This window comes from Psychrobacter aestuarii, assembly GCF_904846035.1.
Lineage (GTDB): Bacteria > Pseudomonadota > Gammaproteobacteria > Pseudomonadales > Moraxellaceae > Psychrobacter > Psychrobacter aestuarii.
Window position 1 is genome coordinate 2130225 of sequence record NZ_CAJGYT010000001.1, and the last position, 23366, is coordinate 2153590.

30 protein-coding genes and 1 tRNA gene are annotated in these 23366 nt (G+C 49.3%); 25 read left to right on the forward strand and 6 right to left on the reverse strand.

What is annotated here, in order from left to right; translation table 11 throughout:
- The first annotated feature begins 29 nt into the window (after window positions 1–29).
- The 3 genes from folC (at window position 30) to JMW05_RS09065 (ending at window position 3321) form a co-directional block, all read left to right on the forward strand.
- Window positions 30–1388, forward strand: coding sequence for a bifunctional tetrahydrofolate synthase/dihydrofolate synthase (gene folC / locus JMW05_RS09055; protein ID WP_201504971.1), 1359 nt, complete (start codon window positions 30–32; stop codon window positions 1386–1388).
- Window positions 1389–1520: 132 nt separating this feature from the next.
- Window positions 1521–2633: an SPOR and LysM peptidoglycan-binding domain-containing protein gene (locus JMW05_RS09060; protein WP_201504972.1), complete on the forward strand. Its 1113-nt coding sequence runs from the start codon at window positions 1521–1523 to the stop codon at window positions 2631–2633.
- Between the two features lie 136 nt (window positions 2634–2769).
- On the forward strand, window positions 2770–3321 hold the full coding sequence (locus tag JMW05_RS09065) for a DUF2726 domain-containing protein (RefSeq protein WP_227691493.1): 552 nt from the start codon (window positions 2770–2772) through the stop codon (window positions 3319–3321).
- Window positions 3322–3332: 11 nt separating this feature from the next.
- Here JMW05_RS09065 and JMW05_RS09070 read toward each other — a convergent pair whose 3' ends face one another.
- The 6 genes from JMW05_RS09070 to gatC all read right to left on the reverse strand — a co-directional run bounded on the left by JMW05_RS09070 (window position 3333) and on the right by gatC (window position 9706).
- Complete coding sequence (locus JMW05_RS09070; RefSeq protein ID WP_201504973.1) at window positions 3333–4301, reverse strand: DUF1853 family protein; 969 nt, start codon at window positions 4299–4301, stop codon at window positions 3333–3335.
- A 401-nt stretch (window positions 4302–4702) separates the two neighbouring features.
- Window positions 4703–5929, reverse strand: coding sequence for a hypothetical protein (locus JMW05_RS09075; RefSeq protein ID WP_201504974.1), 1227 nt, complete (start codon window positions 5927–5929; stop codon window positions 4703–4705).
- Between the two features lie 223 nt (window positions 5930–6152).
- Window positions 6153–6229 (reverse strand) — tRNA-Pro (locus JMW05_RS09080).
- A gap of 94 nt (window positions 6230–6323) precedes the next feature.
- Window positions 6324–7844, reverse strand: coding sequence for an Asp-tRNA(Asn)/Glu-tRNA(Gln) amidotransferase subunit GatB (gatB, locus tag JMW05_RS09085; protein WP_201504975.1), 1521 nt, complete (start codon window positions 7842–7844; stop codon window positions 6324–6326).
- Window positions 7844–9340 carry an Asp-tRNA(Asn)/Glu-tRNA(Gln) amidotransferase subunit GatA gene (gene gatA / locus JMW05_RS09090; RefSeq protein WP_201504976.1) on the reverse strand — a complete coding sequence of 499 codons (1497 nt, stop codon included), beginning with the start codon at window positions 9338–9340 and terminating at the stop codon, window positions 7844–7846. The genes gatB and gatA overlap by 1 nt, the downstream gene beginning before the upstream one ends.
- Window positions 9341–9394: 54 nt before the next feature.
- The gene (gene gatC / locus JMW05_RS09095; RefSeq protein ID WP_201504977.1) at window positions 9395–9706 is read right to left on the reverse strand and encodes an Asp-tRNA(Asn)/Glu-tRNA(Gln) amidotransferase subunit GatC; all 312 of its coding nucleotides are present in this window, start codon (window positions 9704–9706) and stop codon (window positions 9395–9397) included.
- A gap of 440 nt (window positions 9707–10146) precedes the next feature.
- On the opposite strand from gatC, the gene JMW05_RS09100 reads away from it, so the two are divergent.
- From JMW05_RS09100 to rplF, 22 genes are all read left to right on the forward strand, one after another.
- Window positions 10147–11187: a rod shape-determining protein gene (locus tag JMW05_RS09100; protein ID WP_201504978.1), complete on the forward strand. Its 1041-nt coding sequence runs from the start codon at window positions 10147–10149 to the stop codon at window positions 11185–11187.
- A gap of 48 nt (window positions 11188–11235) precedes the next feature.
- Window positions 11236–12117: a rod shape-determining protein MreC gene (gene mreC / locus JMW05_RS09105; protein ID WP_201504979.1), complete on the forward strand. Its 882-nt coding sequence runs from the start codon at window positions 11236–11238 to the stop codon at window positions 12115–12117.
- Window positions 12101–12601: a rod shape-determining protein MreD gene (mreD, locus tag JMW05_RS09110; RefSeq protein WP_201504980.1), complete on the forward strand. Its 501-nt coding sequence runs from the start codon at window positions 12101–12103 to the stop codon at window positions 12599–12601. The genes mreC and mreD overlap by 17 nt, the downstream gene beginning before the upstream one ends.
- An 86-nt stretch (window positions 12602–12687) precedes the next feature.
- Window positions 12688–13326, forward strand: a complete 639-nt coding sequence (locus tag JMW05_RS09115; protein WP_201504981.1) for a Maf family protein — start codon at window positions 12688–12690, stop codon at window positions 13324–13326.
- Window positions 13327–13444: 118 nt separating this feature from the next.
- Window positions 13445–15040 (forward strand): Rne/Rng family ribonuclease, encoded by a 1596-nt coding sequence (locus JMW05_RS09120; RefSeq protein ID WP_201504982.1) that lies wholly within the window; start codon window positions 13445–13447, stop codon window positions 15038–15040.
- A 434-nt stretch (window positions 15041–15474) separates the two neighbouring features.
- Window positions 15475–15786, forward strand: a complete 312-nt coding sequence (rpsJ, locus tag JMW05_RS09125) for a 30S ribosomal protein S10 (RefSeq protein WP_010196670.1) — start codon at window positions 15475–15477, stop codon at window positions 15784–15786.
- Between the two features lie 45 nt (window positions 15787–15831).
- Complete coding sequence (rplC, locus tag JMW05_RS09130; protein WP_199507765.1) at window positions 15832–16470, forward strand: 50S ribosomal protein L3; 639 nt, start codon at window positions 15832–15834, stop codon at window positions 16468–16470.
- Between the two features lie 14 nt (window positions 16471–16484).
- Window positions 16485–17087, forward strand: a complete 603-nt coding sequence (gene rplD / locus JMW05_RS09135; protein WP_201504983.1) for a 50S ribosomal protein L4 — start codon at window positions 16485–16487, stop codon at window positions 17085–17087.
- Window positions 17084–17425 (forward strand): 50S ribosomal protein L23, encoded by a 342-nt coding sequence (rplW, locus tag JMW05_RS09140; protein WP_201504984.1) that lies wholly within the window; start codon window positions 17084–17086, stop codon window positions 17423–17425. Before rplD ends, rplW begins: the two co-directional genes overlap by 4 nt.
- An 11-nt stretch (window positions 17426–17436) precedes the next feature.
- Window positions 17437–18267 (forward strand): 50S ribosomal protein L2, encoded by an 831-nt coding sequence (gene rplB, locus JMW05_RS09145; protein WP_201504985.1) that lies wholly within the window; start codon window positions 17437–17439, stop codon window positions 18265–18267.
- A gap of 12 nt (window positions 18268–18279) precedes the next feature.
- Window positions 18280–18555, forward strand: a complete 276-nt coding sequence (gene rpsS / locus JMW05_RS09150) for a 30S ribosomal protein S19 (RefSeq protein ID WP_058368265.1) — start codon at window positions 18280–18282, stop codon at window positions 18553–18555.
- Between the two features lie 10 nt (window positions 18556–18565).
- Entirely contained in the window at window positions 18566–18895 is a 330-nt protein-coding gene (rplV, locus tag JMW05_RS09155) for a 50S ribosomal protein L22 (protein ID WP_199507769.1), read from the forward strand.
- A gap of 3 nt (window positions 18896–18898) precedes the next feature.
- On the forward strand, window positions 18899–19621 hold the full coding sequence (rpsC, locus tag JMW05_RS09160) for a 30S ribosomal protein S3 (protein ID WP_201504986.1): 723 nt from the start codon (window positions 18899–18901) through the stop codon (window positions 19619–19621).
- Between the two features lie 3 nt (window positions 19622–19624).
- Window positions 19625–20038, forward strand: coding sequence for a 50S ribosomal protein L16 (rplP, locus tag JMW05_RS09165; protein ID WP_199507771.1), 414 nt, complete (start codon window positions 19625–19627; stop codon window positions 20036–20038).
- The gene (gene rpmC / locus JMW05_RS09170; protein ID WP_201504987.1) at window positions 20038–20235 is read left to right on the forward strand and encodes a 50S ribosomal protein L29; all 198 of its coding nucleotides are present in this window, start codon (window positions 20038–20040) and stop codon (window positions 20233–20235) included. The genes rplP and rpmC overlap by 1 nt, the downstream gene beginning before the upstream one ends.
- Window positions 20232–20507, forward strand: coding sequence for a 30S ribosomal protein S17 (gene rpsQ / locus JMW05_RS09175; protein WP_201504988.1), 276 nt, complete (start codon window positions 20232–20234; stop codon window positions 20505–20507). The genes rpmC and rpsQ overlap by 4 nt, the downstream gene beginning before the upstream one ends.
- 184 nt (window positions 20508–20691) lie before the next feature.
- Window positions 20692–21060 (forward strand): 50S ribosomal protein L14, encoded by a 369-nt coding sequence (rplN, locus tag JMW05_RS09180; protein ID WP_131668169.1) that lies wholly within the window; start codon window positions 20692–20694, stop codon window positions 21058–21060.
- A gap of 8 nt (window positions 21061–21068) precedes the next feature.
- Entirely contained in the window at window positions 21069–21386 is a 318-nt protein-coding gene (rplX, locus tag JMW05_RS09185; RefSeq protein ID WP_201504989.1) for a 50S ribosomal protein L24, read from the forward strand.
- Between the two features lie 21 nt (window positions 21387–21407).
- Window positions 21408–21944 (forward strand): 50S ribosomal protein L5, encoded by a 537-nt coding sequence (gene rplE, locus JMW05_RS09190; RefSeq protein WP_201504990.1) that lies wholly within the window; start codon window positions 21408–21410, stop codon window positions 21942–21944.
- Window positions 21945–21956: 12 nt separating this feature from the next.
- On the forward strand, window positions 21957–22262 hold the full coding sequence (gene rpsN / locus JMW05_RS09195) for a 30S ribosomal protein S14 (RefSeq protein ID WP_201504991.1): 306 nt from the start codon (window positions 21957–21959) through the stop codon (window positions 22260–22262).
- 10 nt (window positions 22263–22272) lie between these two features.
- Entirely contained in the window at window positions 22273–22671 is a 399-nt protein-coding gene (rpsH, locus tag JMW05_RS09200) for a 30S ribosomal protein S8 (protein ID WP_201504992.1), read from the forward strand.
- Between the two features lie 152 nt (window positions 22672–22823).
- Complete coding sequence (rplF, locus tag JMW05_RS09205; RefSeq protein ID WP_201504993.1) at window positions 22824–23357, forward strand: 50S ribosomal protein L6; 534 nt, start codon at window positions 22824–22826, stop codon at window positions 23355–23357.
- Window positions 23358–23366 lie beyond the last annotated feature (9 nt).

Below are 23366 nucleotides of genomic sequence, written 5' to 3' on the forward strand. Positions count from 1 at the left end.
GTCTTTGACCACTCTTTATAGGTGCTTTTATGTCTGCCTTATCTGCCTCTCCCACACCGACTGCCCATTCTGACTTGGGCGCATGGCTTGACTATATATATCAGATTCATGTCTCTGCCATCGACATGGGACTCTCACGCGTGACGCCTGTCGCGCAAAAACTGGGCTTAACCAGCACCGCAAAAAAAGATGCCTACGTGTTTACCGTAGCGGGCACGAACGGTAAAGGCTCGACCACCGCGACCATCGCGGCGATGTGTCAAGCCGCAGGCTACAAGACCGCATTGTACCAATCGCCGCACTTGATTGATTTTAATGAGCGCGTGCGTATTGATGGGCAGATGGTCAGCGATGCCGAGCTGATCGCTGCCTTTGCCAAAGTCGATGCCGCGCGTGCTGAGTGCGACGTGACGCTATCGTTTTTTGAGATGACCACCTTGGCGGCATTTTTGATATTTGCCGAAGCGCACTGTGATGTGTGGGTGCTCGAAGTCGGTCTTGGCGGTCGTCTGGACGTGGTCAACATCATCGATCCTGATATGGCAGTGATTACCAATATCGGCATCGACCATGTGGACTGGCTCGGTGACAATGTCGAATCGATCGGCGCAGAAAAGGCAGGTATCTTGCGTGATGGTATTCCGCTGATTTTTGGTTCAGACAAGATGCCAAAGAGTGTGCAAGCCCGCATTGACGCGCATCAATCAACCGCGTATCAGGCAGAGCGCGACTACACGCATCAGGTCATCGATGAGACGACGTGGCAATACAGCAGCAGTAGCGTCACCCTGCGCCTGCCGCGCCCAACCTTGTCGCTCATCAACACCACCAATGCGCTCTCCGCTGTCCTTGCAAGCCCGCTTGACATCTCAACCGATGCCATCGAACACGCCTTGCAAACCGTACGCTTGGCAGGTCGTTTTGACAACCGTCATATCGCAGGACGTGACTGGGTATTTGACGTCGCGCACAATGAAGAGGGCGTCAGATTTTTATTGGCGCAGCTGGTACCCAAATGGCAGGCACACGTTGAGAATAAACCCAATGCCCGTATGCACTTGCTGTTCTCGATGCTGATGGACAAGGACATCAACACCGTGGTCACGAGCCTCAAAGCCGCTGGACTGCCGATTGCCAGCTGGTATGTCGCCCCCATCGACCACCCACGCGCCGCTGAAATGACGCAGCTGGTCACCGTGCTGGACAAACACGTGGACAGCAGCAGCGTGCATACCTTTGATGGCTTGCCGCAGGCGACCGCCGCCATCATTCAAGACAGCCATGCCGATGACCTGCTCGTTGCGTGTGGCTCTTTCCACACCATCTCTGAGGCGCTGACCGCTTTGAGCACAGATGATACACCGACCAGTGCTATGCTGAGTGCTTAGACCCACAAACCGTGGCAGACAGTATCGGTAATATACTTTATAATCGGTGTGTTTATTATTAATAATCAGTCATTTAAGCGCCCTTATGTTCAGCATTTTGGGCGCTAAAGACATATAAAGAGACGAGTACGGATGAATTTGTCAAGACAAGCCTTATTGGGTATGGGAATGATTGTTGGTGGTAGCGTGATGTTATACGCTATGGTCAATCAAGTGAACAACAACCCAGCGCCTGCTGCCAAGCCTGCTGCCGTAGCGCAGACAGAAAAAGCACCTGCCGCCAAGCCACCGCTCACCACGGATGTCGAGACTGAAAAACGTCTGCTCGCACAAAAACAAAAAGAGCGTGAAGCCCGCGTCGCTGAGCAGCAAAAGCGTGCGCAAGAAATCCTCGCCGAGCAAGAAGAAGCCGCGGCGCAAGCGCTGGCAAAATCACGTGCTGAAAACCAGCAGTACCTAGAAGACAACAGCTCGGTCGGTGGTGACAGCGACAGCCCAGAAGCCGCGCAGACCAAAACCGACAGCAAGACAGAAGACAACGCCGCAGAAAGCACAAAAGAAGCCGAAGCGGTCGCTAAAAAAGCACAAGCCGAAAAAGACAAAGCTGAGAAAGAAAAAGCAGCAAAGGCAGAAAAAGAAAAAGCGGCGAAGAAAAAAGAAGCAGACAGCAAAAAAGACACCAGTAGTGCCAGCAGCACCGCAGGCACACACACCATCCAAAGTGGTGACGTGCTTGGCAGCATCGCCCGTCAATACGGCGTCTCAGTTGCCGCACTGGCAGCCGCGAACAACATGTCACCCTCAGACCCCATCAAATTGGGCAAAACCCTAAAAATCCCAGCCAAGGGTGATGTCGAAAAACTGGAAAAATCGGCAGCAGACGCAAAAAAAAAGCGTGAACTAGAACAAAAGTCGGCTGAAGAAAAGAAAAAAACCGCAAAGTCTGAAGACGCTAAACAAGACGCGCAAAAAAAGCTTGAAAGCGCGCGTCAAAAGGTCAAAGAAACAGATGCTAAAGGCAGCTTTGGCGTCCAAGTCGCCCTAGCAACCAGCCAAAACTCAGCCGACGAAGTCGCCAAACGCTTCAAAGCGGCAGGGTATAAAGTCAAAACCAGCCGTACCAGTCGCGGTGTGCGCGTGGTCGTTGGTCCCGAGCGCGGTAAAGTGGCCGCCCTTGCGCTAAAGGACAAAATCAATAGCGACCCTGAGGTGAAAACCACCAGCGCATGGGTACTGTACTGGTAGTCGTCGCGTCAACAACGCTTTGATAGCGACGAGAGTGACAGCATACAGGCAAAGGATATAACGACAGAACACGGCAGCTTTTGCCGTGTTTTGTTATTTGGGCAACACATAGAATGTATAACAATAGGCAGCAGTTATGGAAATGGTAGTGGTCTTGGGGTTTGTGGTCGTGGCAATCGGCTTTATCGTATTGCTGATGCGGCGGCGCACTCATGAGGCGACCATAGCACATACGGACTCAGACGACACGCCATCTGCCGCCATCCAAGATGCGGACGCGCAAAGCGTTTGGCCCTTTGTGCCGATGCCGATTATGACCGATACTGAGGTTGTCTTTTTTGATAGGCTGACCCAAGCCATTCCTGAGTGCTATATCTTTGTGCAAGTGCAACTGTCACGCATGATTGAAAGCGACAGCGATACCGCGTCCGAGCGCAATTTTTGGTTCAATCGTATTTGCCGCCAAAGTGTGGATTATGTGCTCGTCGATAATGACGCTCAGCGTATTCTGGTCGCGATTGAGCTGGACGACTGGACGCACCAAAGTCGCTCGCGCGAAAAGGCGGATGCCAAAAAAGACAAGGCGCTCGCAAGTGCAGGTATCGCCGTAATGCGCTACCATGCCGAGCGCATGCCAAGCGTTGAGATACTGCGTGCCGAGCTGTTAGAAGTGATAGAGCAGCTGTAAAGCGCATAATGTCATTCAGGCGCTACACTGCGGTTTTTATCCACTTCTCTTGCCTGATAGCGTCGATGCACCACCATCGGTGCACCATCATAAAAGTAAAGCCCAGAGCGTAGCGGCATATCACTCATATCTACAGGCTCGCTGCGCGCTTCATAAAATGGGCGCTTGGTAAACCACTCAACATAGCGCGCACGACGCAAATGACTCGCCTCTAGCGCCATCAGCGCGTCGGTATCATCGCGGTCATACCAGCGGTGTAGCGGAAAGTCTGTCGTCATCCATTCAGGGCGCACAAAGTCATCGCAGTCATGCGGCACAAAAAAATGCCCCTTGACGATGCCAAAGCGCTTATCAATCTTTACCTGCCCATCGTCTTTGGTATCCACCCACACACTACGAAACTGCTTGGTCTGCATATGAGTCATTTTGCGCTCAAGGTTGTCCTTTGAGTTAATGCCCACCCAGTTTTCAGGCGCAAATGGCGCTGACCCCATAAAAAACTTAATCGCCAGCTCCCAATGCTCGACCTCATCTGTCGCATGATTGCGCAGCAGCAAATCCAGCTCACCAATGGTCTGCTTGCCGCGATACAGCTGCACATTGCTTGCCAGCATCTCATACGGGTGCAGTCCCAAGCGATAGCCATCGGTCAACCAAAAGGCAATCAAGCCTTCAAAATGAAAGCCCAAACGACTGGGACTCGGACGCGACATTAAATAGCGGGTGAGGGTTTGATAGGCGCTGCTACTGTCCATCTCCTGCAAGCGCGGCGCGTAAGCGGCATATTGCGCCTGCCAAAAGTCCGCATCATGTACATAGACTTGATGGTTGTTTTGATGCGGGGTAAAGTCCAGCCAGCGGGTAATCACATCAGGGCAGGATAAGACAAACGCCAAATCGCGCACAAACGGACGGTGATAGCGCTCCCACGGCGCGGCGGACGTCTCTGTGCTGGCGGGTGGGGAAACAGGCTCGGTCATAAGGCAACCCAAATCAATCGATGAATAAGTGAATTCCTACCGTACCCACTGCACCCCAAAAAGTCTAGGAGCAGCAGGTAGCGTGGGTATGGACTGCGTAATAGGAAACGGCAGTTTTGTTATGCGAACCAGATTATGGTGAGGTTATGAATGGTGATATTGATATCGTATGGGAAAAACAGGTAAGGAATCAGAAGAAATATCAACTTGATGAGTAGGGGAGACAGTACTCGATACAGCTTAATTAATAGGTGGCGGGGTTGGTTTGGGGTGTTTGGGTTGGTCATGTTTATAGCTCCATAGTATGCCGTAACGGTTGATCACGGCTTATATGGTTCTATGTTATGAGCTAGACGTTTATAGCAGTTTTATATAAAGGCAAAGTGGTTTTATATAAAACTCTAATCGTCTTTAGTTTGTTCATTAGCGAGCTTTAGCCAGTTGCCTATAACTTGATTGCTTACTTTCATACCATTAGTTTTGATTTGGTCAAAAATAATAGAGTTAGTAGTATTAGGTTCTTTGAATGCATAGGGGTTATCAAGGTCTAACTCAGCTATTTGCGCTATAGCCAAAACAATTTTAGCAACATAGTTTTGCGATTTTGTATTTAACTCTTTATCTTCATCAGCTGGCTTTTCTGATAGCTTAGCCTTGGCTTGTGATAATTTTTTCTCAAGGTCAATTATTTGAGCTTTGGCAACTGCCAACTCTTTAATAAGTTGCTCATTATTCGGGGGCTGGGTTTGAGTTACTGTGGGCTGTGATATCTTGTCGGTATCGTTTGGCAGGTTGTCATTAAAACCCTTAAGAATGAAGTTATAACGAGCAAGCCATAATTTTACTTGTTCAGCTGGTATCTGTTCTTTATCGTTAATAGGGTTTAAGGCTTTTGCTTCTATTGCGTTGCTTATCATATCTTTGTAAGCGTTGTATTTATCATAGTTATGGCTATATGCTGGGTTATCGTTAGATAATAGACAAGTGATTTGATGGGGAGTGAATAGAGCATAGCTAATAAGTAGTCGTTGGCTGCCAGTCGGTTCTATTAGGTCATTTCTTGCATTCATGTCCGCTGTAACACTATCTCTTATTGTTTTAGCAGCACCCATATAAAACTCAAACTCGTTTTGTGCATTCTCGTATGGTTTTTTGACGTTAAATAAATCGATTAACTCATTTCTCGAAAAACGTACCTCATCGAAATCAATATGTGAATGCTTTAGGTTTTCAAGTTTATCTACGGTAGTAATAGGGCTATTCTTGAACAAAAATACTTCATCAAAAACGCTATACGCTTCAGTCTGCTTTTTAATAATATGCTGAATTTTGAAAGGTGAATGTATTTCTATCCATTCGGGTACATCAGCATCACCATACAGAGAATAAGTTTCATAGTTTCTAGTTTGATGCATGAAAAAATCATCATGTGTGAAGTAAGATTTCATCTTTTCGTAAGGTATTTTTTCCCCGTCAGGATAGCCAACATAACCGCTAAATAAAAATACTGGAGTCAGCTTATCTGTATTGCTTAACTCCTCAAGAGTTGACCAGTGTATTTTTTCGCCTGTCAATTCAAAAACAAAATTAACAGCTTCTGTCATGGACAGATATTCTTTTACTAACACAATCCACACCTTTACACACCTTTGAATAAAAAAAAGTGCAAGGCGGTGACAGCCCAAAGGTGTGTTAATGGCTGTTCTTCGGATATTAGCCTTACAAAATCATTATCTGCCCAACGCGAACAAATGTATTTTCTTAGTATAAATACTTCTGATAGACGTGTGCTAAATTTTGTGCCAAAAAAAAGAGCCAGTAACCTAAGTTACTGACTCTCTTTTCAATGTTTGGTCGGAACGGCAGGATTTGAACCTGCGACCACCACACCCCCAGTGTGGTGCGCTACCAGACTGCGCTACGCCCCGAATGACTGACTATTTTACGCAAAATAATACATATTGCAAGGGCTAATTGCATCTCTTACGCCGTCAGCCCTTACCTCCTTGTATTATCAGACATTTAGCCGAGCAGCTCTTTTAGCAGCTGGTTGACTTGCTGCGGATTCGCACTACCACGGCTTGCTTTCATAACCTGACCGACCAAGCCGTTAAAGGCTTTTTCTTTGCCGCCGCGATACTCTTCGACCATCGCTTGGTTGTTGGCAATGACCTCTTCGACCATCGCTTTAATCGCGCCAGTATCGGTCTCTTGTTTGAGTCCTTTGGCGTCGATGATTTGGTCAGCGGCGTCGTCCGCGTCACCCGCTTCACGGGCATAAAGGGCGGCGAAGACTTTTTTGGCAAGCTTGCCTGATAGGGTGTCGTCATTGATGCGTTTTAGCATACCTGCCAGCTGTTTGGCGCTGATAGGGGCGTCGGTGATGTCGGTGTCGTCTTTGTTGAGCGCCCCGAGCAGCTCGCCCATGACCCAGTTGGCTGCCAGTTTGGCGTGCTCTGTGCCCACTTCCGCGACCACCGCTTCAAAGTAATCGGCAAGCTGACGGCTGCCTGTCAAGATGCGCGCATCATATTCTGACAGCTGCAAGTCTTGCTCAAAGCGCTCGCGGCGAGCCACAGGCAGCTCAGGCATTTGCGCTTTGATTTCATCGACGGTGTGCTGTTCGATGCGCACAGGCAATAGGTCAGGGTCGGGAAAGTAGCGGTAATCGTTGGCTTCTTCCTTGGTACGCATGGCGCGGGTTTCGTCATTTTCAGGGTCATACAGACGGGTTGCCTGAATGACGCGACCGCCATCTTCGATCAGGTCGATTTGGCGTTCAATCTCGCGATTGATAGCGCGCTCAATAAAGCGGAATGAGTTGAGGTTTTTGAGCTCGCAGCGCGTGCCCAGCTCTGCACCTGGCTTGCGCACTGAGACGTTACAGTCACAGCGGAACGAGCCTTCCGCCATGATGGCGTCTGAGATACCCAGCCATGTCACGAGCTGATGGATGGCTTTGACATAGGCGATGGCTTCAGCAGTTGAGCGCATGTCAGGCTCAGAGACGATTTCGATGAGTGGTGTGCCCGCACGGTTTAAGTCGATGCCCGTCATGCCGACGATGGCATCGTGTACCGATTTGCCCGCGTCTTCTTCAAGGTGACCACGGGTGATGCCGATGCGTTTGGGGTATTCGTTTTTCTCACCTTCATTGACCACCACGTCGATATGGCCGCGCCCGACGATGGGGTTTGCCATTTGCGTGATTTGATAGCCTTTGGGCAAATCGGGGTAAAAGTAGTTTTTACGGTCAAAGGTGTTGTACAGACCCAGCTCGGCGTTGACGCCCATGCCGAACTTTAGCGCACGTTCGACGACGCCTTCGTTTAAGACAGGCAGCACGCCTGGCAAGCCCAAATCAACAAGGCTTGCTTGGGTATTGGCTTCGTGACCAAAGTCGGTCGGCGCGGTAGAAAAGATTTTACTTTCGGTGTTCAGCTGGCAATGGATTTCGATACCAATCACCACTTCATAGCCATCGACCAGTAAATCGGTACGCACAGGCTGCGCTTGACTCTCAGTTGTTGATGCGTGCGTCATTATACGGTCTCCTTAGCGATGGCAGAGTGTTGTTGATGGTGGTCGGTGTGCTGCTGGAACAGGTGCGCGGTGGTCAGCAGTTGGCTCTCTTGCCAGTGCTTGCCGATGAGCTGTAGACCAACGGGCAGACCGTTTGGCGTCAGCCCCACAGGTTGACTGAGCGCAGGCAGACCCGCTAGGTTGACGCCGATGGTGTAGACGTCGCCCAGATACATTGAGGCAGGGTCAAGGTCATCGCTGAGCTTATAAGCGGCGGTCGGTGCGGTTGGGCTGGCGATGATGTCGCAGCTGGCAAACGCGGTGTTAAAGTCCTGCACGATTAGGCGGCGGATTTTTTGAGCCTTGGTATAGTAGGCGTCATAGTAACCTGCCGATAGCGCGTAGGTACCCATCAAGATACGGCGCTGTACCTCAGGACCAAAGCCTTCTGAGCGCGAGCGCGTGTATAGGTCGACCAAGTCTTTTGGCGCTTCACAGCGGTAGCCAAAGCGCACACCGTCAAAGCGCGATAGGTTTGATGATGCTTCTGCGGGCGCGAGCATATAGTAGGTGGCAAGGGTAATCTCAGGATCGGTGATGTTCACCTCAACGATGGTCGCGCCAAGCTCTTGATACTTTTGCAGCGCGCTACGTACCACGGTTTCGACATCGCTGTTTAGACCTGCGCCAAAGTATTCTTTTGCCACACCAATACGCAGACCTGCCAGCGGCTTGTTCTCATCGCGCTTTTCAGCGTCGATCATGTCTTGCACATAGTCAGGCACGTCATGCTTGATAGAGGTCGCATCGCGTGGGTCGTGTCCGACCATGGGCTGGAGCAGATACGCGCAGTCTTGAGCGCTGCGACCCATGCTGCCTGCTTGGTCAAGGCTTGAGGCATAGGCAATCATACCAAAGCGCGAGACACGACCATACGTTGGCTTGATGCCTGTTAAACCGCAAAATGACGCTGGCTGACGGATAGAGCCGCCCGTGTCACTGCCTGTCGCTACAGGCACAAAACCTGCCGCCACCGCTGCCGCACTACCGCCCGATGAACCACCAGGCACGCGCTCGATGTCCCACGGGTTGTGGACTTCGCCATAATGTGAGCTTTCGTTGTCCGAGCCCATGGCGAACTCATCCATATTCAGCTTGCCAAGGCTGATCATGCCCGCTTCGTCAATCGCGGTGACGATGGTTGCGTCATAGGGCGCGACAAAATTATGCAGCATCTTTGAGCCACAAGTGGTCAATACGCCACGGGTACAAAAGATGTCTTTGTGCGCCATAGGCACGCCAAGCAATGCGCGGTTGTCGCCTTGCAGGCGCATCTCATCAGCGGCTTTGGCTTGTGCAAGTGCAGTCTCAGAGGTGTGGGTAATAAAGCTGTTGATTTTGCCATCCAGCTTTTCGATACGTTTGATGTAATGTTCGGTCAGCTCAACACTACTAAATTGTTTGCCTTCTAATCCAGTAATCAGCTCGTGTAGGCTTAAATGATGAAGCTCAGACATAGTCGGTCGTCCGTTAATAATGAAAAAAGTAAAAAATAGCGGCGGTTATGGTTGTTATTCAATCACTTGTGGCACAAGGTACAAGCCTTCTTCGACCGCAGGTGCCATTGATTGGTTGCGCTCGCGGTCAATGTCGTGCTCAGCAAAGTCAGCGCGCAGCTCTTGGCAGGCTTCGTGAATGTTTGCCAAAGGCTTTAGGTCGCTGGTGTCCACCGAGGCGAGGGTTTGCATCATTTTTAATACTTTATTGATGTCGCCTGCGTAGCTGTCGGCGGTGCTCTCATCCACACCTAGGCGGGCAAGGGTAGCGATTTCTAATATTTCTTGACGACTGACTTGGTCAGTGCTTGAGGATTGCTGTGACATAAACGCTCCAGTTTAAAATAAGCAATGTGGCAATAAACCGTTGCCAAGCAAATTTGACAACAAATAAGGATTCATGGGCGGGCGGGTTTAGACAGCGCGCCCTTATAAATATGAGGCTATCTATCGTGCCTGCTGGCTTGTCTTGATTGCAATCACAAGCGGGCAAGCCGTTGGTGCGTTATTATAAAGCATCTGCTTTGAGATTACAGAGCTTACCCACCGCCGAACGGGTGCAAATCGTCAGTGACGATGCGCGCGCCGCCTGTGACCATACGGGCACGATGCCATTGTGTACAGGATTGGCATCATCTTAGCATTATTGTGCCTATCTGACTTGTTGCATCGGTAAACTTTCGCTACAGTGAGTCCTTATAAGTATCGTGCTGCCGAGCAGTGCGATGTTGACCTGCTTTTGCGTGCCGCTTTTGGATAGACTTGTCATGAACGTGTTTGGATTGTTAGCCAATAATATTGCCATCGATTTGGGTACGGCAAATACCCTGATTTTTATTCCCAATAAAGGCGTGGTGCTCGATGAGCCGACCATCGTTGCCCTGCGTAGCAATCGCATGGAGCGCCCCACGGTGGCGGCTATTGGTCATGACGCCAAAGCCATGCTCGGGCGCACACCTGCGGACATCTCGGCGATTCGACCGCTCAAAGATGGCGTGATTGCCGATTTCGAAGTGACCGAAGAGCTGCTCAAGCGCTTTATGCACAAGGTTAATGCCAAGCGCTGGTTTTTGCAGCCGCAAGTGGTGGTCTGTGTGCCGTGCCGTTCGACCTTGTTTGAGCGTCAGGGTATTCGTAAAGCGCTACTGTCGGCAGGTGCGAGCAATGTGTTGATGCTAGAAGAGCCGATGGCAGCGGCATTGGGCGCAGGCTTGCCCGTTCATCATGCCAGCGGTTCAATGATTGTCGATATCGGTGGCGGCACGACAGAGGTTGCCATCATTGCGCTTTCAGGCTGCGTGTATTCAGCATCGGTGCGCGTAGGCGGTGACATGCTCGATGATGCCATCATCACGCATGTGCGCCGTACGCATGGCTGTATCATCGGTGAGCCAACGGCAGAATATATCAAGCATAAAATCGGCTGCGCCCAGCCGCCTACAGAAGATGAGGCGGCAGAGACAGAAATAGAAGTGCATGGGCGCAGTATCGCCCAAGGCGTGCCGAAAACCGTGCACCTCACCGCACGCGAAGTACAAGAGGCGCTGCATGAGCCATTAAACAGCATCGTCAGCGCGGTAAAGTCCGCCTTAGAGCAAACGCCGCCTGAGCTGTCTGCCGACCTTGCTAAATACGGCATTGTCTTGACAGGGGGCGGTGCGCTACTGCGGCACATGGACGGGCTGCTATCCAAAGCCACAGGTCTGCCCGTGATTGTCGCGCCTGACCCATTGACCTGCGTGGCGCGTGGCGGCGGCAAAGCGCTTGATTTTATTCATGACAAGCGGCTGAGCAGTATTTTTGTATGATGCATGGTTGTAGCGGGGATATGGTGTCAGGTCAGCAGAGCTTTGGTTATGAGAGTTAATGCGTCATTGCCCATCACGCGGACAGTATGCTTATTGCTCATATCCGCGCTTTTATTGTGGGCAGAGGGGTATTACCGTCCTTTGTTAGCGCCCTTATACACCCACGTCGAGCATTTACTCTCGCCCATACAGCGGCTGGCGACGCTGCCCAAAGATGCGCACCATTGGTCACAAAGCATGAGCCAAAGCCATGAGTCTTTGCGCCGTGATAATGCGCAGCTGCGCGCCCAGCTCATAAGTACCGAAGCCAAGCTACAACAGCAAAACCAAATCCTAAGCGATAACATACAACTAAAGGCACTGCTCGGCATTCAGCAGCCGCCCACAGCGCGCTTGCAAATCGCTACCGTCATCGGCACCAATCCCAATGCGCAAACGCCCATTTTACTGCTCGATAAGGGTCGCAGCGCACACGTCCGCGTGGGACAGAGCGTGATTGATGCGTCAGGTCTGCTGGGACAAATCATCCACACCACCGATACCACAAGTAAGCTGCTGCTGCTGACCGCACGCGACCAAGCGGTGGCTGTGCATGTGGCACGTACAGGACAACGCGCCATTGTCACAGGCACAGGCATGCCCGATACGCTGGCGCTATCTTATATGCTAAAGAGCGCTGATATTCGTGTCGGCGATACGCTGATTTCCTCAGGTCTGGGCGGACGTATGGCGGCAGGCTATCGGGTAGGGCGTGTCAGTCACATCACCCGCGATGCGAGCGCGCGTTTTTTACAGATTGAGGTTACGCCTGCGGCAGCGATGGACAGCGGGCACTATGCCTTGATTGTTCAGCCATTGCTTGCGCCTACCGATACCGCGCCGCATACCTTAGCACCGACAGCGAGCAGACCTCATGCACCGCACTCTTGATGACCGCTCAATGCCGCGCGTGCCTATGGCGCTGAGTGTGCTGGCAGGTTTTATAGTGCTGCTGTATCCATTGCCCGCGCAGGCGGTCATGCAGCGTCCGCTATTGCTGATGATGGTGCTTATTTATTGGCTGTTGTACCAGCCGCGCTATGTGGGGGTGGGCTATGCCTTTGTGTTGGGGCTATTGGCAGATGTATTTCTACAGCAGCCTTTGGGTCAGCACAGCATCATATGGGTTGTGACCGCCTTTTTGGTCATGGTTTGCCGCCGTTATCTATTGCCTCTATCATGGTGGCGGGCATGGCTGATTGCCGCTTTGGGTATCATCGTCGCAGGCATCGCGCAGAGCCTATGGCTGTATCCGCGCTACTTGTCGGCAGATGGTGTGTTTGCGCCTTTTATCTACAGCAGTATTATTGCTTGGCCGCTCGTGATGTGCCTTTTGCACCGTAGCCATCGCCCGCAAATGCATGACGATTGGTAAGCCTGCGCTATGCGTCAACGAGCGCGCCATTACAGCGGTATGCGCCATTTTATTTTACGTTTATTGATTCAGACCAAGGACAGATTATGCTTATACTCGCTTCAGGCTCGCCGCGTCGCCGTGAGCTGCTTGCCAGCGCTGGCGTTGATTGCACCGTGCTGCGTGTCGATATTGACGAGACCCCGAGTGCTGGCGAGTTACCGACCGATTATATTGCGCGTATGGTCAGTGCCAAGGCAAAGGCCGCCGTACAAGCGCTACAAAGCGACCCCTCATTATTAAAAATATCAGAGACAGCAGAGGATACCCAAATCGTCTTAACGGCTGACACCATCGGCGTACTGCCTGATGGGCGTAGCGTATTGATTAAGCCTGAAGACAAAGCGGACGCCTTTGCCATGTGGCAGCAGATGTCGGGGGTGAATCATCAAATCTGGACCGCGGTACAGGCAACACAAGTCAAAAAAGCTGCGGATGATACCATCACAGTGACCAATACCGTTAATATCTTAGAAAAAACCGACGTGCAATTCGTAGCCCTTGATGACGCTATGATGGAGCGCTATTGGCAAAGCGGTGAGCCGCAAGATAAGGCGGGCGGGTATGCGATTCAAGGCGGCGCAGCGGCGTGGGTTGCGCGTATTGATGGTAGCTATACCAACGTGGTTGGCTTGCCGCTAGCGCAGACTTTGACGCTGTTGCAGCAGCTTGGGCATCAGGTCTAAAATTACCCAAAAAAACCTGCAGCGCGGTGCCTATTTGTTACACTAATGGGCACGAAAACATCAGGGGCATCCTCTAAGATGCGCCACATTACCGTATTATGATAAAAAAAGAGGCGTTATGTCAGAAGAGCTGCTTATCAATGTCAGTCCCATGGAATCGCGTGTTGCAGTACTCGACAATGGCGTACTCAGCGAAATCTATATCGAACGTCATCACAAGCTGGGTCTGGTTGGCAATATTTATCTGGGTACGGTTGTGCGCGTCTTACCGGGCATGCAGGCAGCATTTGTGGATATTGGTCAATCACGCACCGCCTTTTTGCACGTTAATGACATGCAGCGTCCAGCACCCATACCCGCGCCTGCGCTGTCTGCCAAAGACGTGACCCACACCTCAAAGCTTGGCAGCGATAGCGACATCGACAGCGAAGACAGCACCAACGCCTTGACCGTATTGCCGACTGTGCCACCACCTGACCTGCAAGCGGGACAAAACCTGATTCAGCACCGCCTGCACGAAGGGCAGCGCATCTTGGTGCAAGTCACCAAAGACCAGCTTGGCAGCAAAGGCGCGCGCCTGACGACCAACATCTCATTGCCCTCGCGTTACCTTGTGTATTTGCCATCGAGCACGCACATTGGCATCTCACAGCGCATTGACAGTGAAGAGGAGCGCAGCCGCCTAAAGACCGAGCTTGCTGGCTTAATGCAGACCGTCAACCTCCAAGGCGGACTGATTGCCCGCACTGCCGCCGAGCGTGTGCCTGTGGACAAGCTCGAAGAAGACATCTACTACTTATTGCAGCTTTGGCGCACCGTTTGCGCCCGCCGTCAAGAGATTAACCATCACCAAAGCTCCGAGCTGATATATCAAGAGCTGTCTCTACCCATGCGCTCCATCCGCGACTTGGTACATGCCAACACCGAAAAAGTCGTCGTGGACAACGTACAGATTTATGAGCAAGTACGCCACTTTGCCAAAGAGTTCGTGCCTTTCGTCTATGACCGCATCATGCACTATACCGCCGAGCAAGCATTGTTTGACGTCCACCGCGTCGAAGAAGACCTGCGCGATGCCCTAAAGCGGCGCGTGGACCTAAAATCGGGCGGCTACCTTATCATTGACCAAACCGAAGCCATGACAACCATTGATGTCAATACAGGCTCGTTTGTCAGTGGGCGCTCGCTTGAGGACACCGTCTATAAAACCAATCTAGAAGCCACGCACGCCATCGCGCGCCAGCTGCGCCTGCGCAACCTTGGTGGCATCATCATTCTTGACTTTATCGACATGACAGAGCAAGAGCACAAAGACGACGTGTTGGCGAGCTTGCAAGAGCAGTTGACCCAAGACTACGCCAAAACCAACATTACTCAGGTCAGTGAGCTCGGACTTGTTGAGATGACGCGTAAGCGCACGCGCGAATCGTTGGGGCAGCAGTTGTGCGAGCCATGCTCTACCTGCCAAGGACGCGGCTTTGTCAAAACCGCCGAAACCGTCTGCTTTGAGATATTCCGCGAAATCATGCGCTGCGCCCGTACTTATAACTCCCCCAAAAAATTCACCGTCGTCGCCCATGCCGCCGTCATTGACCTATTGCTTACCTCAGAGGCGGATACCGTCGCTGACCTTGAGTACTTGCTTGGGCGCGTCATCACCTTTGAGGTTGAAAACCTCTACACCCAAGAGCAGTACGACATCGTACTTGACTGATAAACCGTGCCTGAGCGCATAACGCCGCAACGATAAAAGATAGGGCAAAAACGCGCTTTTTTGCCTGCAAAATCCCAAAAATCGCGACAAAATCAACGGTTTTGCCTGCGAATTATTCGTTAAGAGTAGGGATATTGCCCTTGCAATCATCAGATTAAAGTGTATAATACGCACTACTGAATTATAAGCGCACGGCCAAGCAAACAGCTGGCGCTATGACAGCTAGAGCATCGTTTCTAGCACTATTTCATATGCCTTTGCTGCTTTCCAATACATAGGAGGGCTGGCGGGGCTTTAAACTATTTTGCTTTTAGCACGCTGCTGGTTCTGTTTAAGAATATAAAGCCGCTTAAAGTAAATCTTTAACCAAACGGCTTTTCGTCAGCAACTTGCAGCGCAAGAATGACAAAAGCACATTTTAGGAGCTTGCTGGCATGGCTAACCAGAGAATCCGTATCCGACTAAAATCTTTTGATCATCGATTGATCGATCAGTCGGCACAAGAGATTGTCGATACTGCAAAGCGCACTGGTGCGCAAGTTTGTGGTCCTGTACCGTTGCCGACTCGCATTGAGCGATTCAACGTCCTAACCTCGCCACACGTTAACAAAGACGCGCGTGACCAGTACGAAATTCGTACCCACAAGCGTATGGTTGATATTGTTCAGCCTACCGACAAAACTGTGGACGCGTTAATGAAGTTAGACTTAGCGGCGGGTGTTGACGTTCAAATTGCTTTGGGTTAATGCATAACACCCAACCCATTAACAGAAGATATAAAGAGGTTTAAAATGGCGATCGGTTTAGTCGGTAAAAAATGCGGCATGACCCGTATCTTCACTGAAGCAGGTGCGTCTATCCCTGTGACTGTGATCGAGGTCGATGCAAACCGCATTACTCAAGTAAAAACTACTGATACAGATGGCTATCAAGCCATTCAAATCACCACAGGTACTCGTCGTGACAGCCGCGTAACTGCCGCACAAAAAGGTCATTTCGCGAAAGCTGGCGTTCAAGCTGGTCGTGGTGTTTGGGAATTCCGTGCTAACGAAAGCGATCTTGAAGGTCGTGAAGTTGGTGGTGAAATCCTAGCTGACCTATTTGAAGCAGGTCAGATGGTCGATGTCACAGGACAGAGTAAAGGTAAAGGCTTCCAAGGCGGCGTGAAGCGTCACAACTTCAGCACCCAAGATGCCACTCATGGTAACTCAGTGTCTCACCGCGTCGTTGGTTCAACTGGTCAAAACCAGACACCAGGTCGTGTATTCAAAGGCAAAAAGATGCCAGGTCAGATGGGTAACAAGCGTGTGACCGTTCAGGGCCTAGAAGTGGTTTCGGTTGATGCCGAAAAAGGGTTACTGGTCATCAAGGGTGCTATCCCAGGTGCCAACGGTGGCGATGTCATCGTACGTCCGTCAATCAAAGCCTAAGCAAGGGGATTAACGTGGATTTAAAAACAGTTACAGGTGCAGCGGTTGAACTTTCTGACACAGCGTTTGGTCGTGAATTCAACGAAGCATTGGTGCATCAGGTTGTAACCGCATATCTTGCTGGTGCTCGCCAAGGTACACGTGCACAAAAAACCCGTGCCGAAGTTTCTGGCGGTGGTATCAAGCCATGGCGCCAAAAAGGCACTGGTCGCGCTCGTGCAGGCTCTATTCGTAGCCCAATCTGGCGCTCAGGTGGTCGTGCATTCGCGGCAAAACCACAAGATTGGTCACAAAAAGTTAACCGCAAAATGTATCGCGGTGCTATGCAGTGCATCCTAGCCGAACTAGTACGTCAAGAGCGTCTAATTTTGGTAGAAGAATTGAATATTTCTGCACCTAAGACCAAAGAGTTGGTTGCAAAGTTAAGTGAACTAAATGCACCTCGCGCATTGATCGTCACCAAAGAAGTTGACGAAAACTTATACCTAGCGGCCCGCAACATTCCACACGTCAATGTACTTGGTACAAACGAAGTGGATCCAGTGAGCTTGATTGCTTTTGATAAAGTAATCATGTCAGTTGAAGCTGCGAAACAATTTGAGGAAGCACTAGCATGAATAACGCAAGACTTTATCAGGTCTTAAAAGGGCCTGTATTCTCAGAAAAATCTCAAATGCTTGGTGACTCACTTGGTGTGCAGGTATTCAAAGTTGATACTGATGCGACTAAACGTGAAATCAAAAAAGCAGTTGAGTTAATGTTTGAAGGTGTTGAAGTCACTCGTGTGAACACTTTGAATGTTAAAGGTAAGACAAAGCGTTTTGGCAAAAGCATCGGCCGTCGTAATGACTACAAAAAAGCCTATGTTACCCTAAAAGCTGGTCAAGATGTACAAATGGCTGATGCTGGTGAGGAAGTCGCTTCTTCTACTAGTGAAACAGCGAACAACGAATAAGGATAACAATCATGCCTATCGTAAAAGCAAAGCCAACATCACCAGGCCGTCGTTTTGTTGAAAAAGTGGTGCATCCACACCTTTACAAAGGTCGTCCATATGCAGCACTTGTCGAATCAAAAGGCAAGTCAGGTGGTCGTAACAACAATGGTCGCATCACCACTCGCCATATTGGTGGTGGTCATAAGCACCATTACCGTGTGATTGACTTCAAACGCACCAAAGACAATATCCCAGCAGTGGTTGAGCGCATCGAATATGATCCTAACCGTACCGCACACATCGCACTACTAAAGTATGCTGATGGCGAGCGTCGTTACATCATTGCGCCAAAGAAATTGGCTACTGGTGATACTGTTCAGTCAGGTGAAGGCTCTCCAATCCGTCCAGGTAACTGCCTACCGCTAAAAAACATCCCATTGGGTACTGTGATTCACAATATCGAGCTTAAAATCGGTAAAGGTGCACAGATGGCTCGTTCTGCGGGTGCTGGCGTACAGTTATTGGGTCGTGATGGTATTTACGCGATTCTTCGTTTGCGTTCAGGCGAGACTCGTCGTGTACACGTAAACTGCCGTGCGGTTATTGGTGAAGTTTCTAACACTGAAAACAACTTGAAATCACTTGGTAAAGCCGGTGCTTCACGTTGGCGCGGTGTTCGTCCTACCGTTCGTGGTGTGGCGATGAACCCTGTTGATCACCCGCATGGTGGTGGTGAAGGTCGTAACAAAGGTCGTCATCCTACTAGCCCTTGGGGTCAGAAGTCCAAAGGACAAAAAACGCGTCACAATAAGCGTACTGACAGTATGATCATCCGTCGCCGTCGCGCCAAGAAGAAATAAAGGAAGAATTTCATGCCTCGTTCATTGAAAAAAGGTCCATTCATCGATGCGCACTTGTTTGCCAAAGTTGAGAATGCTATCGACACCAACTCACGCAAGCCCATCAAAACTTGGTCTCGCCGCTCGATGATCCTACCACAAATGGTTGGCCTAACTTTATCTGTTCACAACGGTCGTACTCACGTACCTGTTATCGTAAGTGAGCAAATGGTTGGTCATAAACTAGGTGAATTTGCCCCGACTCGTACCTATCGTGGTCATGGCATTGACAAGAAAGCTAAGAGATAAGGTGCTTACCATGGAAGTAACTGCAAAATTACGCGGTGCCGCCATCTCGGCACAAAAAGTTAGACTCGTTGCTGATGAAGTTCGTGGCAAATCTATTGAGCGTGCTTTGGATATTTTAACGTATAGCAATAAAAAAGGCGCTGTGTTTGTTAAGAAATGCCTTAACTCAGCCATCGCCAATGCCGAAAACAATCACGGCCTAGATATCGATAACCTAAAAGTATCGACCATCTATGTTGATGAAGGCATCACGCTAAAGCGTATCCTACCACGTGCGAAAGGTCGTGCTGATCGTATCAGTAAGCGTACCTGTCACATCACTATTAAGGTAGGAGAATAAGTTATGGGTCAAAAAGTACATCCAATCGGTATCCGTCTTGGGGTTGTCAAAAAGCATAATGCAAACTGGTATGCGGATCCTAAACAGTATTCTGAATACCTAATCAACGACATCCAAGTACGTGAATACCTACGCAAAAAGCTAGACAGCGCTATGGTTAGCGGTATCACGATTGAGCGCCCAACAGGTGCTGCGAAAATCACTATCGCAACCGCTCGCCCAGGTATCGTTATCGGTAAGAAAGGCGAAGACATCGAGAAGCTTCAGAAAGAATTGACCAAAATTATGGGCGTACCTGCTCAGGTCAACATCGAAGAGATTACTTCTCCTGATCTAGACGCTCGTCTTGTTGCTGATGGTATCGCAAGCCAGCTTGCCCGTCGTGTTATGTTCCGCCGCGCTATGAAACGCGCAGTACAGAACAGCATGCGTGCTGGCGCTCAAGGTATCAAAGTTGAGCTATCTGGTCGTCTTGGCGGTGCTGAGATTGCTCGTACCGAATGGTATCGTGAAGGTCGTGTACCTCTTCATACCCTACGTGCTGACATCGACTATGCATCAGTACGCGCAGAAACTACTTACGGCACCATCGGCGTAAAAGTTTGGATTTTCCGTGGGGAAATCCTTGACGGTATGAACAGCGTATACAATCCCGTCACTGAAGAGAAGCCTCGTGCGCCAAAACGCCGTGGTCGTGGAAACCGCCGAAACTCAGACAGAGGTTAAACTATGTTACAACCAAAACGTACCAAGTTTCGCAAAATGCATAAGGGGCGTAACACAGGGCTAGCTCAGCGTGGAAGCACCGTTGCTTTTGGACAAATTGGTCTAAAATCTTTGACTCGTGGCCGTATGACAGCACGTCAAATCGAAGCGGCACGTCGTACCATTACTCGCCGTGTTAAGCGTGGTGGTAAAATTTGGATTCGTGTATTCCCAGACAAGCCAATTACCAACAAACCATTAGAAGTACGTATGGGTAAAGGTAAAGGTCCTGTTGAGTACTGGGTATGCGAAATTAAGCCTGGTAAAATCTTATACGAAATCGAAGGGGTTTCAGAAGAGCTTGCACGAGAAGCACTCACGCTTGCTGCTGCAAAACTGCCCTTTAAAACTACCATTGTTAAGCGGACGATAATGTAATGAAGATCAGTGAATTACGTGATAAATCATTAGAAGAACTGACTCAGTTACTTGATGAAAAGCAACTTGATGCTTTCCGTATTCGTATGGCTAAAGCAACTGGTCAGTTGGGTAACACCCATGAAGTCAAAAGCAATCGTCGCTCGATTGCTCAGATTCAGACTTTGATTAACGAGAAACAACGAGGCGACTCATGAGTGATAACAATCAAGCAACCCAAGATGTTGGCGTATTGACAGGACGAGTTGTCAGCAACAAGATGGACAAGTCCATCACGGTTTTGATTGAGCGTCTGGTTCGTCATCCTTTGTATGGCAAGCAGCTTCGTCGTTCTACTAAAATCAAAGCCCATGATGAGAACAACGTTTGTCAGCAAGGCGACCTTGTACGCATCAAAGAAACGCGTCCAATCTCAAAAACTAAGTCTTGGACTTTAGTTGACGTGGTTGAGACAGTAGAAAAAATCTAAGTAAATTGCATTAGAAGCCAGAAGCTGTTAAACTACTTGCCTTTTTAAGGATGCTGATTGCGCCGAGCGTATAGCACTCATATATCAAGCAGGCAACAGCTTTTGAGATTTCAAGAGCTGCCTGCTGATTTTGTGTCAGCGGCAGCAGCTGGCTTTTTATTGCTCACACGTGTGGAGTAACGCTATGATTCAGACTGAGTCAATGCTGGAAGTTGCAGATAATAGCGGTGCAAGACGAGTTCAGTGCATTAAAGTACTGGGTGGTTCTCATCGTCGTTATGCATCGGTTGGCGATATCATTAAAGTAACCGTCAAAGAAGCCATTCCTCGTGGTCGTGTCAAGAAAGGCGACGTGATGAATGCAGTAGTTGTACGTACCAAAAAAGGCGTTCGTCGTCCCGATGGTTCTGTACTACGTTTTGATGATAACGCTGCTGTTTTGTTGAACCAAAACAAAGCGCCAATCGCAACTCGTATTTTTGGACCGGTAACTCGTGAACTACGTGGTGATCAGTTTATGAAAATTGTATCACTAGCCCCAGAAGTATTGTGAGGTAACCCATGGCTAAATTACGAAAAGGCGATACAGTTATCGTGATTGCTGGTAAAGACAAAGGCAAGCAAGGTACTGTGTTGGCTGTAAAAGATGATCGCATCAAAGTAGAAGGCATCAACATTGTCACTAAGCATCAGAAGCCAAATCAGGCGACTGGCGCGGAAGGCGGCATTGTTAAACAAGAAGCTTTTTTGCATATTTCAAATGTCGCAATCTTTAATGCGCAAACCCAAAAAGCAGACCGTATTACTTACCAATTTAACGACGAAGGCAAGAAACAGCGCGTTTATCGTTCAAATGGTGAAGTAGTGGCGACTGCGTAAGACACTAAGGGTGTAATGGTAATGGCAAGATTAAAATCTTTATATAACGATGAGCTAAAACAGCAAATCAAACAAGAGCTTGGTTTAGACAACGTGATGCAAGTGCCTAAAATCACTAAAATCACACTAAACATGGGTGTTGGCGGCGCAGCTCAAGACAAGAAATTGCTTGAAGGCGCAGTATCAGACATGACCGCTATCGCTGGTCAAAAGCCTGTAATCACCAAAGCGCGCAAATCAGTTGCTGGTTTTAAAATTCGTGAAGAATGGCCTATTGGCTGTAAAGTAACGCTACGCGGTGAGCAAATGTACGAATTTTTAGATCGTCTCATTGCCATTGCGATTCCTCGTATTCGTGATTTTCGTGGTTTTTCATCTAAAGCATTTGATGGACGTGGTAACTACTCGTTGGGTATCAAAGAGCAGATCGTATTCCCAGAAGTAGATTTTGACAAGATTGATCGTATCCGCGGTATGGATGTAACGATTACTACGTCAGCTCAAACTGATGATGAAGGTCGTGCGTTGCTTAAAGCATTCGGCTTCCCATTTAAATAAGGTAAAGACGTTATGGCAAAGAAGAGCATGATTAATCGCGAATTAAAACGCGAAAAAATGGTAGCGAAATATGCTGAAAAGCGTATCAAGCTAAAAGAAATCATCAGTGATGTCAATGCAAGTGACGAAGAGCGTATGGATGCGATGTTAGAGCTACAGGCTCTACCACGTAACGCATCACCAGTACGTCTACGTAATCGCTGTGGTGTTACAGGTCGTCCTCATGGCTACTTCCGCAAGTTTGGCTTATCACGCAATATGCTGCGTGAGCGAGTCATGCAAGGCGATGTGCCTGGTGTTCGTAAAGCAAGCTGGTAAGGAGTAATACATGAGTATGCAAGATACCGTTGCGGATATGCTAACCCGTATTCGTAATGCGCAAATGGCGAACAAAGTATCCGTAAATATGCCAAGTTCAAAACTGCGCAAATCTATTGCTGACCTACTTGTCAGCGAAGGTTACCTAACAAGCGCTGAAGTTACTGATGAAGGTAACGGCAAAGCGACTCTATCTATCGAACTGAAATACTTCGAAGGTAAACCTGTTATTGAAAGTATCAAGCGTTATAGCCGTCCAGGTCTTCGCCAGTTCCGTGGCAAAGACAGCATCCCTACTGTTAAGCAGGGCATGGGTGTGGCTATCGTTTCTACCAGTCAAGGCATTATGAGCGATCGTGCTGCTCGTGCTGCTGGCATTGGTGGCGAAATCGTTGCATTTGTTGCTTAATGTCTCGATTCGATAAAGTCTATTTGAATCAGCAATAGGCGTCATCAATTTTAGTGGTGCTTATCTTATTCAATTATGCTAAACTAGCAGGCTTTTTAGCCTGTTAGTTTTTTCGCAAATATCAGTTGTTAATTTTTTTAAGGAATACTCCTATGTCTCGTGTGGCTAAAGCCCCAGTAGCGCTGCCTAACGGCGTAAGCGTTACTTTGAACGATCGGCAGGTCGAAGTTAAAGGCAAGAACGGTAATATGTCTTTACGCCTGCATGAATTGGTCGAGCTGAAACAGGAAGAAGATAACATTGTTCTCTCACCTGCAGTAGATACCAAAGAAGCCATGATGCACACTGGCACCATGCGCGCCCTAATCAATAACTATGTGAAAGGCGTTCATGAAGGCTTTGAAAAGCGTCTTCAGTTGATCGGCGTTGGTTACCGCGCACAAGCTGCTGGCAACAAAGTAACGTTGAACGTTGGTTACTCACACCCAGTTGAGTACACATTGCCAGAAGGCGTATCAGCCGAAACCCCAAGCCAAACTGAAATCGTTCTAAAATCAAACGATAAGCAGAAATTGGGTCAAGCTGCCGCCAACATCCGTGGTTTCCGTCCACCAGAGCCTTACAAAGGCAAAGGTATTCGCTATAGCGACGAACACGTTGTTCGCAAAGAAGCTAAGAAAAAATAAGGTGAGTTG

Coding starts and splice junctions, on each gene's coding strand:
- rpsQ (WP_201504988.1), top strand. CDS start 20,232: ATGAGTGATAACAATCAAGCAACCCAAGATGTTGGCGTATTGACAGGA.
- rplE (WP_201504990.1), top strand. CDS start 21,408: ATGGCAAGATTAAAATCTTTATATAACGATGAGCTAAAACAGCAAATC.
- rpsN (WP_201504991.1), top strand. CDS start 21,957: ATGGCAAAGAAGAGCATGATTAATCGCGAATTAAAACGCGAAAAAATG.
- rplN (WP_131668169.1), top strand. CDS start 20,692: ATGATTCAGACTGAGTCAATGCTGGAAGTTGCAGATAATAGCGGTGCA.
- JMW05_RS09100 (WP_201504978.1), top strand. CDS start 10,147: ATGAACGTGTTTGGATTGTTAGCCAATAATATTGCCATCGATTTGGGT.
- rpsC (WP_201504986.1), top strand. CDS start 18,899: ATGGGTCAAAAAGTACATCCAATCGGTATCCGTCTTGGGGTTGTCAAA.
- gatC (WP_201504977.1), bottom strand. CDS start 9,706: ATGTCACAGCAATCCTCAAGCACTGACCAAGTCAGTCGTCAAGAAATA.
- JMW05_RS09120 (WP_201504982.1), top strand. CDS start 13,445: ATGTCAGAAGAGCTGCTTATCAATGTCAGTCCCATGGAATCGCGTGTT.
- rplC (WP_199507765.1), top strand. CDS start 15,832: ATGGCGATCGGTTTAGTCGGTAAAAAATGCGGCATGACCCGTATCTTC.
- rpmC (WP_201504987.1), top strand. CDS start 20,038: ATGAAGATCAGTGAATTACGTGATAAATCATTAGAAGAACTGACTCAG.
- gatB (WP_201504975.1), bottom strand. CDS start 7,844: ATGACGCACGCATCAACAACTGAGAGTCAAGCGCAGCCTGTGCGTACC.
- folC (WP_201504971.1), top strand. CDS start 30: ATGTCTGCCTTATCTGCCTCTCCCACACCGACTGCCCATTCTGACTTG.
- JMW05_RS09070 (WP_201504973.1), bottom strand. CDS start 4,301: ATGACCGAGCCTGTTTCCCCACCCGCCAGCACAGAGACGTCCGCCGCG.
- JMW05_RS09060 (WP_201504972.1), top strand. CDS start 1,521: ATGAATTTGTCAAGACAAGCCTTATTGGGTATGGGAATGATTGTTGGT.
- rplP (WP_199507771.1), top strand. CDS start 19,625: ATGTTACAACCAAAACGTACCAAGTTTCGCAAAATGCATAAGGGGCGT.
- rpsH (WP_201504992.1), top strand. CDS start 22,273: ATGAGTATGCAAGATACCGTTGCGGATATGCTAACCCGTATTCGTAAT.
- mreD (WP_201504980.1), top strand. CDS start 12,101: ATGCACCGCACTCTTGATGACCGCTCAATGCCGCGCGTGCCTATGGCG.
- JMW05_RS09115 (WP_201504981.1), top strand. CDS start 12,688: ATGCTTATACTCGCTTCAGGCTCGCCGCGTCGCCGTGAGCTGCTTGCC.
- gatA (WP_201504976.1), bottom strand. CDS start 9,340: ATGTCTGAGCTTCATCATTTAAGCCTACACGAGCTGATTACTGGATTA.
- JMW05_RS09065 (WP_227691493.1), top strand. CDS start 2,770: ATGGAAATGGTAGTGGTCTTGGGGTTTGTGGTCGTGGCAATCGGCTTT.
- rpsS (WP_058368265.1), top strand. CDS start 18,280: ATGCCTCGTTCATTGAAAAAAGGTCCATTCATCGATGCGCACTTGTTT.
- rplV (WP_199507769.1), top strand. CDS start 18,566: ATGGAAGTAACTGCAAAATTACGCGGTGCCGCCATCTCGGCACAAAAA.
- rplF (WP_201504993.1), top strand. CDS start 22,824: ATGTCTCGTGTGGCTAAAGCCCCAGTAGCGCTGCCTAACGGCGTAAGC.
- rplB (WP_201504985.1), top strand. CDS start 17,437: ATGCCTATCGTAAAAGCAAAGCCAACATCACCAGGCCGTCGTTTTGTT.
- rpsJ (WP_010196670.1), top strand. CDS start 15,475: ATGGCTAACCAGAGAATCCGTATCCGACTAAAATCTTTTGATCATCGA.
- rplX (WP_201504989.1), top strand. CDS start 21,069: ATGGCTAAATTACGAAAAGGCGATACAGTTATCGTGATTGCTGGTAAA.
- rplW (WP_201504984.1), top strand. CDS start 17,084: ATGAATAACGCAAGACTTTATCAGGTCTTAAAAGGGCCTGTATTCTCA.
- mreC (WP_201504979.1), top strand. CDS start 11,236: ATGAGAGTTAATGCGTCATTGCCCATCACGCGGACAGTATGCTTATTG.